The organism is Mycobacterium sp. (assembly GCF_025933915.1).
GTDB lineage: Bacteria > Actinomycetota > Actinomycetes > Mycobacteriales > Mycobacteriaceae > Mycobacterium.
On the sequence record NZ_JAICZA010000113.1, the window covers coordinates 1 to 15,494 of the forward strand.

Consider the following 15,494-nt stretch of genomic DNA (forward strand, 5'->3'; position numbering starts at 1 on the left):
CAGATCCGAGCGCAGACCCGCGACATGCATGCCCGCGTCGCTGACGAGACGGAACGCGCAGAACTGTGGCCGCGGCTCGTTGCGCACAACCCGCGGTGGGGCAGATACCAATCGTGGACCGACCGGGTGATTCCGGTGGTGATCTGCGAGCCGGCCTAGCCGTCCGCGGGTTCCCTAGTCGGCCCGGCCTTTTCGTTGGACCGGTCAGTCGGTGCCCGAACCGGTGGCCAGGAGATCGGCGAGGACCTCGGCTGCACTCACCTCGCCACCAGCCTGGCCACACACAGTTGGGGCTCGACAAAAGGCTCGAGGTGAGCCTGCATCGCCGGGCGCGGGGACATCGGCTGGCCTTTTTCGGTGGGTGAATTGTCGAGCATGCCTTGCAGCAACCCCAGGTGCACCCCGCACGCCACCTCGGGATGGGACCTGGCCAGATCCCGGACGGGGCAGGCGTGCATCCGAATGGTCCGCTCCCGCCCAGCCGCCGGACCGCTGTCAGCGGGTGGCGGCGTCGACTCTGCCGCCGCGACGAGTTCAGGGCCGAACCCCAACCGCGTGAAAGCCCGTGCGGTGTCCGCCGCCACTCGGTCGAGCACGTCGCCGGTGTCGGCCTCCGCGTCCTCGAGGGGAACCGCTATCCGGGTGGCCCATTTCCGTCCGGCACGCTGCGCGCGGAGCCCGCGGGTTTCCTCGGTGCGGCCCAACTCCATCGCTAGGATCTCGGCCAGCGTCCGATAGTCCATGCCCGTCTCGACCGCTCGATAGCCGGTGCGGGGCCGACCGCGGCCGGGTCGATTCATCCTGGTGCGCACGATCAACTCCTCGTCGCAGAGGGCGTCCAGGTGAAACCGCACTGTCGTGATATGCAAACCCATTTCCGAAGCAAGCTTTTCGGCATCGACGGCACCCTCGTGTTCGCGCACCAACGCCAGCACACGTTCACGTTGCCGGTTGCGAGGCAGCCGATCTCGTTGTGGCCGCCTCGCTAGCGCGTCGGTTTCGCCGTCCACCTCGCCACCTGCCATCCCACTATTTACCGGATATACGTCCTTTATATTAACAGTTAGCCACCCAACAGGGGCGGTAGGCATGACGGCCGACTCGGCGGCGAAAGCGGGCGCGCGGTCAACCCAAATTCGCCACCGAACTCGCGGCCTTGATCGGGCAACATCGCCCTTCGGGCGAGCAGACGCAAAAGCCCCCGAAAATAGGAATTTTCGGGGGCTTTTGCCCGGGCTTTTGGTCAGCTCGCCAGGAAACCTAACCGACCCCCCGGCTCAGCCAGCTCACCTCGGCGCCGTCGCCGCCGTCGCGATACGCCTCGAGCGCCTCGTCCCAGGCCGTCCCCAGCACGGAATCCAGTTCGGCGGCCAAGGTGTCGGCGCCCTGGGCCATCATCGCCCGCAGCCGCATCTCCCCGACCATGATGTCGCCGTTGGCGCTGATCGCCCCGGTCCACAGACCCAGTTGCGGGGTGTGGCTGAAGCGATGGCCGTCGACTCCGGGGCTGGGGTCCTCGGTGACCTCGAACCGCAGCACGGACCAGGAGCGCAACGCGTTGGCCAACTTGGCGCCGGTGCCCACGGGACCGACCCAGTTGGTGACCGCGCGCAGCTGACCGGGCATCGCCGGCTGGGGCGTCCAGTTCAGGTTCGCCTTGGCGCCCAGGGTCGACGACAACGCCCACTCGACATGCGGGCACACCGCCGCCGGCGAAGCGTGCACGTACACCACGCCAGTCGTCACGTCGGCGAATTGATTCGACGCTCGCATTTCCTGCTCCTTCGGTTCCACGAGGGACGTCTTCCCCAACGACCTGTGGACCCGGCAAGCAGGGCAGCTTGCTGAAATCTTCGATTTTTTGTGTGTCCTGCGTGTCTATTGTGCCCTGTGATACCCGTGTTGCGCTAGTGTGCAGTCCGAATTAGCTGTACGCGGCTATCACGGCGTCGGAAATCGCCGGCCACGGCCGCAGCGCCCACTCCCCGAATTCGCGGTCCGTGAGCACCACCAGCGCCAGCTCGATCTCCGGATCCGCCCAGATGAAACCACCTGCTTGGCCGAAATGGCCGTACGTTCGCGCCGAGTTCCGCGCGCCCGTCCAGTGCGGCGATTTCGTATCCCGGAGCTCAAACCCCAGCCCCCAATCGTTGGGGCGCTGCACCCCGTATCCGGGCAAAACGCCGTCCAGACCCGGAAATTGCACCGTCGTGGCCTCGGCATGCAGCCGCTGCGAGACCGTGGACGGGCGCAGCAAGTCCCCCGCGAATGCGGCCAGGTCCGTCACGGTCGACGTCGCGCCGAACCCGGCGGCCACCGCGCCCCCGTCGAGGCGTGTTGTCGTCATGCCCAGCGGTTCGCACACCGCCTCGGCCAGATAGCGGGCGAAGTCGATGCCGGTCTCGCGTTCCACGGTCTGGCCCAGCACGGTGAAGCCCTGGTTGGAGTAGATGCGCCGGACGCCGGGGGCGGCCAGCACCTTCTCGGAGTGCATCGATAGGCCCGAGGTGTGCGCCAGCAGGTGGCGGATGGTGGAACCGGGCGGGCCGGCGACCGTGTCGAGGTCGACGGCACCTTCCTCGATGGCGACGTGCACGGCGCGGGCCGCGAGCGGCTTGGTCACCGAGGCCAGCTCGAACACCCGACCGGTGTCGCCGTGGCTGGCCAGCACGCCGCCAGAGCCAACCACCGCGGCGGCGGCCGCCCCGACCGGCCAACGGTCCAGGGCGTCGAGGGCCGCCATCACTTCCTGGCGATGTAGTAGTTATTGATCGGGTCCGACTCGATCTCCGCCACGCTCACATCGCCGAACCCGGCATCGCCCAGCATCGACACGGCCAACTGCGTCCCCCAGGCGGTGCCCAGTCCGGCCCCGTCCAGTGCCAGCGACACCGTCATGCAGTGCATCAGCGACGTCGTGTACAGGTAGGTGCTCATCGGGACGCCGACGTTCTCCTCGAGCCGGCTCGACGCCTTGATGTCGGCCATCAGCAGCACGCCGCCGGGCCGCAGCGCCCGGTAGATGTTCTCCAAAACCCGCGCCGGCTGCGCCTGATCGTGGATGGCGTCGAACACGGTGATGACGTCGTATGCATCCGCCTTGTCCAGCTCAGCCAGATTGTGGCTCTCGAAGGCCGCATTGGTCAGGCCTCGCTCGGCGGCTTCCCGGATTCCGGTGGCGATGGCCTGCTCGGAGAAGTCGATGCCGGTGAAGCGGCTGGCCGGAAACGCTTGGGCCATCACGTTGATGGCGTGTCCGCTGCCGCAGCCGAAATCCGCCACGTCGGCTCCGGACCGCAGGCGGTCCACGAGGCCGTCCACCAACGGCAGCACCACGCCGACCAACGCGGTGTCGTACACCACGCCGCTTTGTTCGGCCATCAACGCGTGAAAGCGGGGAAACTCGCTGTACGGCAACCCGCCGCCGGCGCGGAAACACCCGATGATCTTTTGTTCGACCTCGGCGAGCACCGGAACAAGCAGGGTCACCAGGGCCAGGTTGTCCGGTCCGGCCTCGCGCGTCAGCACCTTGGCGCGCTCTGCAGGCAACGAGTAAGTGGCGGTGTCGGGGTCGTACTCGACCACGCGGCCGGTGGTCATGCCGGCAAGCCACTCTCGGACGTAGCGCTCATTCAGTCCGGCGGCCGAGGCGATCTGCTCGCTGGTGGAGGGTTGCAGTCCGGCCATTGTGTCCAGCAGTCCGGTCTGATGCCCGATGCTCAGCAACAGCGTCAGGCTGGCGCCGTCGATGGCGGCGGTCAGTCGTTCGGTGAATTCTTCGGTGGTTTCCAAAGTCGTCACGCCCTGCGACGCTACACCGGCCCGATGGGTGGACAGCCCGACGCGAGATGTATGGCGGCGAGCGCCTAGGTTGGAGCCATGAGTCAGACAGTGCGCGGCGTGATTTCACGCAAGAAGGGCGAGCCCGTCGAACTGGTGGACATCGTCGTCCCGGATCCCGGACCCGGGGAGGTTCTGGTCGACGTCATCGCCTGCGGGGTGTGCCACACCGACCTGACCTACCGCGAGGGCGGCATCAACGACGAGTACCCGTTTTTGCTCGGCCACGAGGCCGCCGGCACGGTCGAGGCCGTCGGCCCCGACGTAACCGCCGTCGCACCCGGCGACTTCGTGATCCTGAACTGGCGCGCGGTGTGCGGGCAGTGCCGGGCCTGCAAACGCGGCCGCCCGCACCTGTGCTTCGACACCTTCAATGCCACCCAGAAGATGACGCTGACCGACGGCACCGAGCTCACCCCCGCGCTGGGCATCGGGGCGTTCGCCGACAAGACGCTGGTGGCCGCGGGCCAGTGCACCAAGGTCAATCCCGAGGCCGACCCGGCGGTCGCCGGGCTGTTGGGCTGCGGCGTGATGGCCGGACTCGGTGCGGCGATCAACACCGGCGCCATCAATCGTGACGACACCGTCGCGGTGATCGGCTGCGGCGGCGTGGGCGATGCCGCGATCGCCGGGGCGGCGCTGGTGGGCGCGCGGCGCATCATCGCCGTGGACACCGACAACACCAAGCTGGACTGGGCCCGCAAGTTCGGCGCCACGCACACCGTCAATGCCCGCGAATTCGACGTGGTCAAGACGATCCAGGACCTCACCGACGGGTTCGGCGCCAACGTGGTGATCGACGCGGTGGGCCGGCCCGAAACGTACAAGCAGGCCTTCTACGCCCGTGACCTCGCCGGAACCGTTGTGCTGGTAGGTGTTCCGACCCCCGACATGACCCTGGACATGCCGCTGGTGGACTTTTTCAGCCACGGTGGCTCGCTGAAGTCGTCGTGGTACGGCGACTGCCTGCCCGAACGCGACTTCCCCACGCTGATCGACCTGTATCTGCAGGGCCGGCTTCCGCTCGAGCAGTTCGTCTCCGAGCGCATCGGGCTCGGCGACGTCGAAGAGGCGTTCCACAAGATGCACGGGGGCAACGTGCTGCGTTCGGTGGTGGTGCTCTGATGGCGGCCTCGGACAAAGCCGTCGAACGCCTGGTCACCCACGGAACGTTCGAACTCGACGGCGGCAGTTGGGAAGTCGACAACAACATCTGGATCGTCGGCGACGACTCCGACGTCGTGGTGTTCGACGCCGCGCACGCCGCCGAGCCCATCTTGGCCGCGGTGGGCAAGCGCAACGTGGTCGCGGTGGTGTGCACCCACGGACACAACGACCACGTCACGGTGGCCCCCGAACTGGGCGTGGCCCTGGACGCACCGGTGCTGCTGCACCCCGCCGACGACGTGTTGTGGCGAATGACTCACCCGGACAAAGACTTCCACACCATCGCCGACGGGGACACGATCGATGTCGCCGGCACCGAGCTGCTGGCGCTGCACACGCCGGGTCACTCCCCCGGCTCGGTGTGCTGGTACGCCCCCGAACTCGGTGTGGTGTTCAGCGGGGACACCCTGTTCTCCGGCGGCCCGGGTGCGACGGGGCGCTCCTATTCGGACTTCCCCACGATCCTGCAGTCGATCTCCGGCCGGCTCGGTACCCTGCCCGGCGACACCGTCGTGCACACCGGCCACGGCGACAGCACCACCATCGGCGACGAGATCGTGCACTACGAGGAGTGGGTGGCCCGCGGCCACTGATTCGCCCGAACCGAACTGGTCGCCACCCCAGCCACTATCGTTGGCCCTATGCAGCCCGAACCACGGATGCCCGAATCGAGCATTGTGGTCCGCCCCGAGCCGACCTACACCGAGGCGTCGCGGCTGCGGGCCGCCGGTTTGGCGAAGGCGATCGCGGGGTTCGAGCGGGCCGCGGAGCACGTCGGGCTGCCCAAGGCCCCACAGCCGATCGTCATCGCGGACTATGGCGCCGCCAACGGTCACAATTCACTCAAGCCGCTGTCGGCGGCCATCGCGGTGCTACGCCGGCGCACCCGCCATGATCACGCAATCCTGGTGGCGCACACCGATGTTCCGCGCAACGACTTCACGGCGCTGTTCGACACGGTCGCCGACGATCCGGAAAGTTACCTGCAGTTCGATGCGTCGACGTTCACGTCGGCGATCGGCCGGTCGTTCTACAACCAGATCGTGCCGTCCAAGACCGTCAACCTGGGCTGGACGTCCTGGGCAACCCAGTGGTTGAGCCGAACGCCCTGCGAGATACCCGATCACGTACACGTGTCGTGCAGCGACGACGACTCGGTGCGCTCGGCATATTCCGATCAGGCCGCGCTGGACTGGCATAACTTCGTCGCGTTCCGCGGTCGGGAACTGGCCCCCGAGGGTCGGTTGGTGGCGTTGACGCTGGCGGCCGACGAGGACGGGACGGCGGGCTTCGCCCCCTTGCTCGACGCCCTTGTCGGGGCGCTCGACGATCAGGTGCGCGACGGCCTGCTGCAGTCAGATGAGCTGCGGCGCATGGCCATTCCCACGTTTGCCCGGACTGAGAAGGATTTTCGCGCTCCGTTCTCGCCCACGGGCCGGTTCGAAGGCCTGATGGTCGAGCACCTCGAGATATTCAACGCCGAGGATCGATTCTGGGCACGTTTCCAGTCGGACCGCGACGCGCAGGCTTTCGGGGCGCAGTGGGCGGCCTTCGGGCGGTCCGCGGTGTTCCCCGCGCTGCTGGATGCGCTCGACGGCGGGCCTCATGACGCACGGGCCGCGCAATTCGCCGAGCAGCTGCAAAGCGGCGTCGCCGAGCGCCTGTCCAGCGCACCCGAGCCGATGCGGATCCCGCAGGCGCTGGTTGTGCTGGTCAAGGGCGACGTATCGCGCTGACAAGAGTTTCGGCACAGCCGCGCAACGGGTAACCCCTTGCAATCGTCGAACCTGCGACTGCGAGGGGGTAGGCACATGAGCGTGCAGGACGATAAGGGGTCCGAGCAAGACGATGGTCAACAACTGACTGAGAAGCCGGAGCCGGACGAGGACGCCAAGAAGAAGGCCGCCGAAATGATGGAGGCCTATAAGGAAAAGCCCACGATCGTGTTGCCCGGCACCGGCGGGAGCGTGTCCGGCACCGCGGTCAACGAGTGGCTGGACGAGGACGGCAGTCCCAAGCACGAAGTGGCCGAGGGCGCGGGTTCGGACGACCAGGCCACGGGCGACGAGGCGCGCGACGAAGACGATTTGAAGGACCAGATCGACAAGGACAAGGCCCTGAACGAGAGGCTCAGGGAAGCCGCGACCGCGGAGAACAAGGGCGAAAAGGATTGAGCTGGACGGGAATTCCCGAATAAGGCTCACTGAGCGGGTAGCGGCCCCAGGAGGCTGATGCCCAGGCCGCCTTGGATCTCCTGAATGATCTCGTTGACCCGGTCGATCCCGGGGATGGGTTCGTTGACGCCGGGGATGGGCGGGACCGCGGCCCTACGCGGGGATACCGGATGTGCGGGTGCCGCAGGCGGGCCCGCCTGCGGGGTCGCCGGCGGCGTGGTGGTCATCGGCGTCTCGGTCTCGGCCGGCGGGTTGGTATCGGAGGTCGACGGCGCCGGGACGTCCGGGGGCCCGGGCTCGGCCGTCGCGTTGTTGGGCGACGGCGACCGCGCGGCCGGGGCCGTGGTCAGGGCGGGCGCCGGCGTCGTCGCCGATTTGTCCTGCGAGCTCAGTCCGATCGCCAGGGCGGCCCCCACCAGCAGCACCGCCGCGGCGGTGAGGAAGACGGCGGCCGCAGGCAGCAGACGCCATCGCGCGAATATTCGCTTGCGCACAGGGGTCGCGGCATCGATCCGCGAGGTCGCCGCCGTATCGGCCGTCGCGCCGACCGGCGTGACGCGCGAGTGATGACCCGTCGCCGACCAGGCCCGTATCGGCGTCCCGCCCGGTGTCGGGTCCGCCGGTGGCACCTGGGCGGTGGCGGTAGCCTCCGAACGCTGATCCGGCCGCACCGCCGCCCGGGCCGTGCCGGTGGCGGGCGCGGCGGGCGCGGACAACGTCGCGCCGGCGTCACCGGCACCGTGCGCGACCCGCAACGCGGCGCCGACCGCCGCCGTGAGCTGGGGCCGCGGCGTGGTGGCGACCGGGACGCGAAAATGCCGCGCCAGCGTGGTGGTGACGGCCGGGAGGTTCGCTCCCCCACCCGTCGAAACCACCGCGACGAGATCGCGGATTCCGTTGCGCACCAACGTTTCATCCAGTCTCGCGAGGAAGCCGGTGAGCGCCGGGCGGATCGCGTCGTCGAGTTCGTGGCGGGTGAGCCGGATTTCGCCCCGCGCCCCGGTCAGTCCGTCGGTCAGCGTGGTCGCGGTGCTCGAGGACAGTTGTTCCTTGGCGACTCGGCACCCGCTTCTCAGCCGGCTCAGCGAGCCGATCGCCGCCGTACCCGTGGGGAATGCGCCGGTGGTCGGCATGTTGGCCACCACGACACCCAGCAGCGCCTGATCGATCAGGTCGCCGGAGAAGTCCCGGTGCCGCACGGTCGGCGCCAACGCCCGGTAGTCGCCGTCGGCGCCCATCAAGGTGATGTTGGTGCCGCCGCCGCCGAAATCGCACACCGCCACGGTCCCGCGCGCCGGGATGCCCGGGTTGGCCCGCACGGCGAGCAGCGCCGCGGCGGCGTCGGGAATCAACAGGATCGGGCGCGCGCGTTGCGACCATTCGGGAATTTCCTCCAGGGCGGCGCCCAGGGCCTCGACCGCGGGCGAATCCCAATGGGCGGGATAGGTGACCGCGACGTCGTCGGGCAGGCGGCCTCCGCCGGTCGCGGCATAGGCCAGCGCCCGCAACCCGTCGGCGAGCAACACCTCGCCGCGGTGCACCGAGCCGTCGGGGGCCACGATCCCGCGCGGGTCGCCGACTCGATTCACGAAGCCGGTGATCACCACGCCCGGCCCTTGCAGCCTGGGGTTTTCGGCGGGGATGCCGATCTCGGCGGGGCGGTCCGGATACAGCGTCAGAACGGGCTTGCGGGTGACGGCGTTATCGGAGGTTGCGGCCGCGAGGTTGGTGGCACCGATCGATAAGCCCAGTGCGGTCCCCGCTCCATTGGCCATATTTCGATCCCCATGTTCGCCAGCACCAATTCGCACCCGGCTAGCCGCCGCTAACGGTCATTGTGCCGCGACAACCTGTACCGCGTGTCGGCGGCAGCTATGTGCGCGCTGTGCGCCGGTCAGCGGATGGTGCCGGCGCCGGCGATGAGCGGCAGGTCGAGCGGGGTGACCCAGCCCGGCCGGAGGTCGTTGACCGCCGGCACGGCATTGAGCGCCCGCAGCCCGGTCGCCAGGCAGCCGGCCGCGGCGGCATCGCGGCCGGAGCCGTCGGTGAAGCGGAACGCGGTCTCCTGGAAGATGCTCGGCGTCCCTTCGATCTCCACCCGGTAGACGTCGTTGTCATGGCCCGACGGCCAGTCCGGTGCGGCGTCGAGGCCGATCCGGTTGACGTGCTCGAGCTGGATGCGGGTCTCACCCTGGTAGACGCCGTTGATGGTGAACCGGACGGCGGCGACGTGCCCGGCCTTGATGACGCCTTTGGCGGTGGTGCGCTCGGTGGGCGTCACCCATTTGTCCCAGGTGGTGGTGATCTCGTCGAGCATGATGCCGGCGGCGTGGGCGATCATCGGGACGGTGGCGCCCCACGCAAAGATCAACACGTTGGAGTCTTCCAGCATCGGGCTGTATTCGGGCTCGCGGCCGATGCCCATCTCGACTTCGTAGTCGCCCTCGTAGTTGGTGTAGTCCAGCAGCTCCGAGGCCCGCACCCGGCGCACCTCCGAGCACAGCCCCATCAGCGTCATGGGGAACAGGTCGTTGGCGAACCCGGGGTCGATGCCGGTGGTGAAGCAGGACGCCTCGCCCAGTTCGCACGCCTCGGTGATGGGCGCGATCCAGTTCGGCGGGTTGAGGTGCATGGTCGGCCAGACCCACGGCGTCATCGCCGTCGAACACACGTCGATGCCGGCCCGCAGGAACCGGGTGATCAGCGCAATGTTCTCCTTGGCGTGCAGGGCCGTCGGGCCGTAATGCACCAGCGCATCAGGTTTCAAAGCGATCAGGGCATCGATGTCGTCGGTCGCGAGAACGCCCACCTTCTCGGCCATCCCGCAGATCTCGCCGACATCGCGGCCAACCTTGTTCGGACTGCTGACACCGACGCCCACCAACTCGAACGACGGATGCTTGACGATCTCGGGGATCACCATCTTGCCCACGAAACCAGTGCCAAACACCACCACACGCTTTGAGCCGTGTTCCGCCATGCTTTGACGCCACCTTTCCGGTCACCAGCCCCCGCTCGGAACTTCACATTAAGCTTCCCTACCGTCGCCCGTGGTGACACGATGCAATTCATGACGAAGCACCTCACCGGACCTTCGCTCCTGTTGGCCGTCGGTTTCGGGTTCGCGAATGCCTGCGGTGTGGCCAACGCCCTACCTCAGATGCCGCACGTCCGCTACGAGGTCAATGGGCCCGCGGTCGCCGAATTCATCTACTACGAGACCGACACCGGGCAGCTGCATCAGGTCAATGCGCCGCTGCCCTGGTCGACGGAGTTCTCCGGGTTCGGCGGGGAGGTGTTCACCATCAGCGCGCAGGGGCCCGGCCCGATCTCCTGCAAGATTTTGGTCGACGGCAACGTGGTGAGCGCGGCCACGGCAACCGTCGGTGCGCCCGCCAGAACGGTCTGCACCCATTGACCGAGCCGTCCCCTCACGAGAAAAGGAGCTCTAGGTGAGCCTCAAGACGGGTCCCAACAGACGCGTGACCACGGGCCTGGCGGCGCGGACGAACGGGGCGCCACCGCCCGACATTCCGCTGGCCGACATCCATCTCGACTCGCTGGACTTCTGGGAGCTAGACGACGACTTCCGCGACGGCGCTTTCGCCACCTTGCGCCGCGAGGCACCGATCTCGTTCTGGCCCGCGATCGAGTACGAGGGGTTCGAACCGGGCACCGGGCACTGGGCGCTGACCAAGCATGACGACGTGTTTTTCGCGAGCCGTCACCCGGACATCTTCAGCTCCAGCCCCAACATCACGATCAACGACAACACGCCCGAGATCAGCGAATATTTCGGCTCGATGATCGTGCTCGACGATCCCCGGCACCAGCGGCTGCGCTCGATCGTCAGCCGTGCGTTCACCCCGAAAGTGGTGGCGCGCATCGAAGCCTCGGTCCGCGAGCGAGCCCGCCGGTTGGTTGCCTCGCTGATCGCCAATCATCCCGACGGGCAAGCCGAGCTGGTCAGCGAGCTCGCCGGCCCGCTGCCGCTGCAGATCATCTGCGACATGATGGGCATCCCCGAGGAGGACCATCAGCGAATCTTCCACTGGACCAACGTGATTCTCGGGTTCGGCGACCCGGACCTGGCCACGGATTTCGGGGAGTTCCTGCAGGTGTCGATGGACATCGGCGCCTATGCCAGCGCGCTGGCCGAGGACCGGCGGTCCAATCACCACGACGATCTGACCACCAGCCTGGTGGAGGCCGAGGTCGACGGGGAACGGCTGACGTCGACGGAGATCGCATCGTTCTTCATTCTGCTGGTGGTGGCCGGCAACGAGACGACGCGCAATGCGATCAGCCACGGCGTGCTCGCGCTGTCGCGCTATCCCGCCGAGCGGGACAAGTGGTGGTCCAACTTCGACCACCTGACGCCGACCGCGGTCGAGGAGGTCGTGCGGTGGGCTTCCCCGGTGGTGTACATGCGACGCACGCTGACCCGGGACTTCAAGCTCGGCGGCACCAAGATGAAGGCCGGCGACAAGGTCACGCTGTGGTACAACTCGGCCAATCGCGACGAGTCGACGTTCGAGGATCCCTGGCTTTTCGACGTCGCGCGCACCCCCAATCCGCATTTCGGCTTCGGCGGCGGCGGCGCCCATTTCTGCCTGGGTGCCAACCTGGCTCGTCGCGAAATCCGGGTTGTCTTCGACGAATTGCGCCGCGAGATACCCGACATCGTCGCGACGGACGAACCCGCGCGGCTGCTGTCGCAGTTCATTCACGGCATCAAGAGCCTGCCGGTCGCCTGGACTCCCCCGCGGTAGTCGTTTACCGGATTCGCCTGTCTCCGAAGGTATATCACCTTCTCGAATCCGATAGCGCCCGCGCTATCAAATCCGGCGGTCACCTATGCCCCCGCCCAGCCCTCTCCCGAAAGGCATATCACCGTCTCGAATCCGATAGCGCGGGCGCTATCAAATCTGAGACGGCAACACAGCCCGCCAAGCCGGAATCCAGCATTACGCTGGCCACGTGAGCATTCCCGCGTTTCCCGCTCCCGAGGTGCTGGCCGCCCGCCAAAAACTCGTGCTCGACCACTTCCACGACGAGGTCCGCCACGCCTGGGACGACGTCCTGGCGACCTTCCCGCATCCGCGCTACGAGCTGATCCCCCAGATGCTCGTGCACGACGGCGACGTGGCGGTGCGCGACTACTACGCCTACACGCGGACCGCGTTTCCCGACCAGGACCACGAAATCATCGCGCTGCGGCACAGCGCCGACGCGGTGATCGTCGAATTCTGGCTGATGGGAACCCACCGCGGCTACCTGGGCAAGGTCCCGCCCACCGGCAGCCGGTTCCGCGTCCGCATGACCGCCTACTTCGTCTTCGACGAGACGGAAACGCTTGTCTGCGAACGTATTTACTTCGACACGCTGACCATGATCAGACAGCTCCTGGGCGGCCTGGACATGAAGAAGCCGGCGAACTGGTTGCTGGCCGCGCGCTGCGTGCGCGGGTTCCTGTCGATGTCGTCGGAAAAACCGGACCCCGCGCTGACCAACACCTCCTAGACTCCACCCTTAAGAGCGAGGGAGGCTGCGATGCGGGTCTTAAGCCTTCGGGCGGCGGGCGTCCTGACCACCGCGGGCGTGCTGGCGTTCTGCGCCACTGCCACCGGGGCCACCGCCGCTCCGTTGCCGTCGGGCTCGCACACCGAGAAGTGGATCGACCTGCAAGCCGGTGAGTGTGTGGCCGACCTGCCGCCAGCCGACGGCAGCCGCGTCGACGTCACCGTAATCGACTGTGCGACAGCGCATTTAGCCGAGGTGTACCTGCGCGCTCCGACGGCCGTCAACGCCGCCATCGCGACCGTCGCCAATCGGGACTGCGCGGCCGGGCTCGCTCCCTACACGGGGCAATCCGTTGACAGCGGCAGGTTTTCGATCACCTATCTCATCGACTCGAATCAAGACCGTACCGGCGCCAACCCCACCCCGAGCACCGTCATCTGCTTGCTGCAGTCCGCCAACGGGCAACCGCTGACCGGGTCCGCGCGCCGCTGAGGCGCTAGGCGATCACGTAGTCGCTGAACGGGAAGGTGCGGGCTTCGCGCATCGAGTTCAGCGTCGTAGTCGGACGCAGCAGCGATGCTTCACCATTGGGACTGAAATAGTACGACCGCGACGTCGCGCAGTTGCCGGCGTAGAACACCGAGTCGTCCAGCAGTTTGGTCATCCGCTCCATGAATCGGTCGTTGGCCTCCTCGGTCACCTCGAAGGTCGTCGCGCCCCGACGCTTGACCTCGCCGAGCAGCCGGTCCATGTGCCGCATCTGGTATTCGATGGTGTGGAAGAAGGAGAGTCCGGAGAAGGCAAACGGACTGGCCAGGCTCAAATAGTTGGGGAAGTAGGGCATCGAGACGCCCTGGTAGGCCTGGAACCTGGTCTCCCGCCACCACTTTCCGAGGTTGCGTCCCTTCCGGCCGACCACCTCGATGGCCGGGAAGTTGGCCTCCCACAGGTCGAATCCGGTCGCGAGCACCAGGGTGTCGATGACGGTCTTACGCCCATCCGCGGTGACGATGCCGTCCGGCTCGAACCGCTCGATCGTGTTCGTCTCGAGGTGCACGTGCGGCTTGGTGAAAGCGCGGTAGAAGCTATTGGAAAAGGTCGGCCGCTTGCAGCCGAGGTCGTAGTCCGGCGTCAACTTGGCGCGCAGTTCCTTGTCCCGGATCCACCGGAATCGGTTCATCTTGGCCAGGTCGGAGGCGGAAATGTTGCCCCGCCCCCGCGACTGCCGAAAATACAGCGCCATGAACACCATGATGATCTCGAGGACGATGTCGCTCACCCACCGCAGGCCCCGCTGCACCGCCGGCACCCGCGCGAACAGGCGTCGCATCCGCGGGGTGATGGGGAAATCAAACTTGGGAATCACGTGGGTCGCGGTGCGCTGGTACACGGTCAGGTCCGCGGCCTGTTTGGCCAGCTCGGGAATGGCCTGCACCGCGGACGCCCCGGTCCCGATGACCGCGATTCGGCGCCCCTGGTAGCTATAGCGGTGGTCCCACGCGGTGGTGTGCACCACCTTGCCTTGGAAGCTCGCGATGCCGGGAATGTCGGGGATGCGCGGCTGGGACAAAAACCCCGTCGCGGTGATCAGGTACCGGGTGGTCAGGGTTTCGCCGCCGGCCAGCGCGACCCGCCACGCCGAGGCTTCCTCATCCCACTGGGCACCCTCGACGGTCGTGTTGAAACGCATGTGGCGGCGTACGTCGTATTTGGCGGCGACACTCGCGGCGTATTGCTTGACCTCGGCACCCGGCGCAAACAACCGTGACCAGTCAGGTTTGGGCTCAAACCAATACGAGTACGTGGTGGAGGGGATGTCGACGGCGATGCCCGGGTAGTGGTTGACATGCCAGGTACCGCCCAGGTCGTCCTCGCGGTCGAGGATGACGAAGTTTTCGAACCCGAGGCGCTTGAGCTGAATTGCGGCACCGATGCCGCCGAAACCTGCACCTACGATGATCGCGTCGAAACGGTCCGTGTTCACAGCCTTGCTCCGTGCTACCTGTTTCCGTACTTAACGAATCATAAGCTTTCCCTAAGATACGTCACTTTAATAGGGCGCCACGCCGGGCGCATCCGAGCTTTGTCAGGATGTGACCTTGGCGACATCTGTGCGCTCGCTCAGCAATATCGGCTCGGGCGGAATCCAATCCACCTGGCGGACTTCTCCTCTTGTGCCCCGACAGGAGATTCCCAGCCCGAGTTCTTCCTGTCGCCCGCGCAGTCGTGTCCCGGCTTTGCAGTGAGTGGAATTCAGCGCGGGTACGATCGAAGTTCACGTCGCCGAAACCCGTTTCGCCCGTTGCCATGTCGCCACACCGGTCTCCGGCTACGATGGACAACATCGAATGACAGCTTAAAGTGTTTTGGTAGGCAACCCGACTGCGCAATGGCTGCATCGGTCCGATGGAGGCGAAGGAGCCGCTATCCACCCCTGGTCGCTGCGCCCCGGTATACAGGAATACAGCACAAAATGATCCGTAAGTTGACAGTTTGGGAGGGGCTTGCATGGGCACGTCTGGCGGCATGAACGCGCGTCACATTTTTCGTTCCCTTGGTCCAGCAGTAGTTGTCGCAGCATCGGGCATGGCCGCGTCGGCCGTGTCCGGTTCGCTCATACCCACCGCCTCGGCCCAATGCCCGGACGTGCAAGTGGTCTTCGCCCGCGGCACCGGCGAAGCCCCGGGCGTGGGCCCCACCGGACAAGCCTTCACCGACGGGCTGCGCCAACGCGTCGGCGACCGCTCCTTTGACGTCTACCCCGTCAACTACCCCGCCACCGAGCAGTGG

General features: G+C 66.9%; 17 protein-coding genes. 10 read left to right on the forward strand and 7 right to left on the reverse strand.

What is annotated here, in order from left to right; translation table 11 throughout:
- On the forward strand, window positions 1-159 hold a 159-nt coding region (locus Q0W90_RS17145), incomplete at its 5' end, for a nitroreductase/quinone reductase family protein (protein WP_297775371.1).
- 98 nt (window positions 160-257) lie between these two features.
- Here Q0W90_RS17145 and Q0W90_RS17150 read toward each other — a convergent pair.
- The 4 genes from Q0W90_RS17150 to Q0W90_RS17165 form a co-directional block, all read right to left on the reverse strand.
- A complete protein-coding gene (locus Q0W90_RS17150) occupies window positions 258-926 on the reverse strand; it encodes a transcriptional regulator (RefSeq protein WP_297698322.1) in 669 nt (222 codons plus the stop codon).
- 334 nt (window positions 927-1,260) lie between these two features.
- Window positions 1,261-1,773: a DUF3145 domain-containing protein gene (locus Q0W90_RS17155; protein WP_297599368.1), complete on the reverse strand. Its 513-nt coding sequence runs from the start codon at window positions 1,771-1,773 to the stop codon at window positions 1,261-1,263.
- 151 nt (window positions 1,774-1,924) lie between these two features.
- Complete coding sequence (locus tag Q0W90_RS17160) at window positions 1,925-2,743, reverse strand: serine hydrolase domain-containing protein (RefSeq protein ID WP_297599367.1); 819 nt, start codon at window positions 2,741-2,743, stop codon at window positions 1,925-1,927.
- Entirely contained in the window at window positions 2,743-3,801 is a 1,059-nt protein-coding gene (locus tag Q0W90_RS17165; RefSeq protein ID WP_297698289.1) for a class I SAM-dependent methyltransferase, read from the reverse strand. The genes Q0W90_RS17160 and Q0W90_RS17165 overlap by 1 nt, the downstream gene beginning before the upstream one ends.
- Window positions 3,802-3,879: 78 nt before the next feature.
- Here Q0W90_RS17165 and Q0W90_RS17170 point away from each other — a divergent pair, with 78 nt between their 5' ends.
- From Q0W90_RS17170 to Q0W90_RS17185, 4 genes are all read left to right on the forward strand, one after another.
- On the forward strand, window positions 3,880-4,965 hold the full coding sequence (locus Q0W90_RS17170; RefSeq protein ID WP_297698287.1) for an S-(hydroxymethyl)mycothiol dehydrogenase: 1,086 nt from the start codon (window positions 3,880-3,882) through the stop codon (window positions 4,963-4,965).
- The gene (locus Q0W90_RS17175) at window positions 4,965-5,600 is read left to right on the forward strand and encodes an MBL fold metallo-hydrolase (protein WP_297775364.1); all 636 of its coding nucleotides are present in this window, start codon (window positions 4,965-4,967) and stop codon (window positions 5,598-5,600) included. The genes Q0W90_RS17170 and Q0W90_RS17175 overlap by 1 nt, the downstream gene beginning before the upstream one ends.
- Window positions 5,601-5,648: 48 nt before the next feature.
- Window positions 5,649-6,743: an SAM-dependent methyltransferase gene (locus Q0W90_RS17180; RefSeq protein ID WP_297599363.1), complete on the forward strand. Its 1,095-nt coding sequence runs from the start codon at window positions 5,649-5,651 to the stop codon at window positions 6,741-6,743.
- Window positions 6,744-6,818: 75 nt separating this feature from the next.
- Window positions 6,819-7,181 carry a hypothetical protein gene (locus Q0W90_RS17185; RefSeq protein ID WP_297599362.1) on the forward strand — a complete coding sequence of 121 codons (363 nt, stop codon included), beginning with the start codon at window positions 6,819-6,821 and terminating at the stop codon, window positions 7,179-7,181.
- A gap of 26 nt (window positions 7,182-7,207) precedes the next feature.
- Here Q0W90_RS17185 and Q0W90_RS17190 read toward each other — a convergent pair whose 3' ends face one another.
- Window positions 7,208-8,956: an Hsp70 family protein gene (locus tag Q0W90_RS17190; RefSeq protein ID WP_297775366.1), complete on the reverse strand. Its 1,749-nt coding sequence runs from the start codon at window positions 8,954-8,956 to the stop codon at window positions 7,208-7,210.
- A 119-nt stretch (window positions 8,957-9,075) separates the two neighbouring features.
- Window positions 9,076-10,161, reverse strand: coding sequence for a dihydrodipicolinate reductase (locus tag Q0W90_RS17195; protein ID WP_297698281.1), 1,086 nt, complete (start codon window positions 10,159-10,161; stop codon window positions 9,076-9,078).
- 90 nt (window positions 10,162-10,251) lie between these two features.
- Between Q0W90_RS17195 and Q0W90_RS17200 the strand changes: the two genes are divergently transcribed.
- From Q0W90_RS17200 to Q0W90_RS17215, 4 genes are all read left to right on the forward strand, one after another.
- Window positions 10,252-10,599: an MmpS family transport accessory protein gene (locus Q0W90_RS17200; RefSeq protein ID WP_297599359.1), complete on the forward strand. Its 348-nt coding sequence runs from the start codon at window positions 10,252-10,254 to the stop codon at window positions 10,597-10,599.
- 34 nt (window positions 10,600-10,633) lie between these two features.
- On the forward strand, window positions 10,634-11,953 hold the full coding sequence (locus Q0W90_RS17205) for a cytochrome P450 (RefSeq protein ID WP_297599358.1): 1,320 nt from the start codon (window positions 10,634-10,636) through the stop codon (window positions 11,951-11,953).
- Window positions 11,954-12,161: 208 nt separating this feature from the next.
- The gene (locus Q0W90_RS17210) at window positions 12,162-12,704 is read left to right on the forward strand and encodes an ester cyclase (protein ID WP_297599357.1); all 543 of its coding nucleotides are present in this window, start codon (window positions 12,162-12,164) and stop codon (window positions 12,702-12,704) included.
- 30 nt (window positions 12,705-12,734) lie between these two features.
- Complete coding sequence (locus Q0W90_RS17215; RefSeq protein WP_297599356.1) at window positions 12,735-13,196, forward strand: hypothetical protein; 462 nt, start codon at window positions 12,735-12,737, stop codon at window positions 13,194-13,196.
- A gap of 4 nt (window positions 13,197-13,200) precedes the next feature.
- Here Q0W90_RS17215 and Q0W90_RS17220 read toward each other — a convergent pair whose 3' ends face one another.
- Window positions 13,201-14,688: an NAD(P)/FAD-dependent oxidoreductase gene (locus Q0W90_RS17220; RefSeq protein ID WP_297599355.1), complete on the reverse strand. Its 1,488-nt coding sequence runs from the start codon at window positions 14,686-14,688 to the stop codon at window positions 13,201-13,203.
- Window positions 14,689-15,212: 524 nt separating this feature from the next.
- Between Q0W90_RS17220 and Q0W90_RS17225 the strand changes: the two genes are divergently transcribed.
- Window positions 15,213-15,494 (forward strand): cutinase family protein (locus Q0W90_RS17225; protein WP_297775369.1); only part of this gene is annotated, 282 nt, incomplete at its 3' end.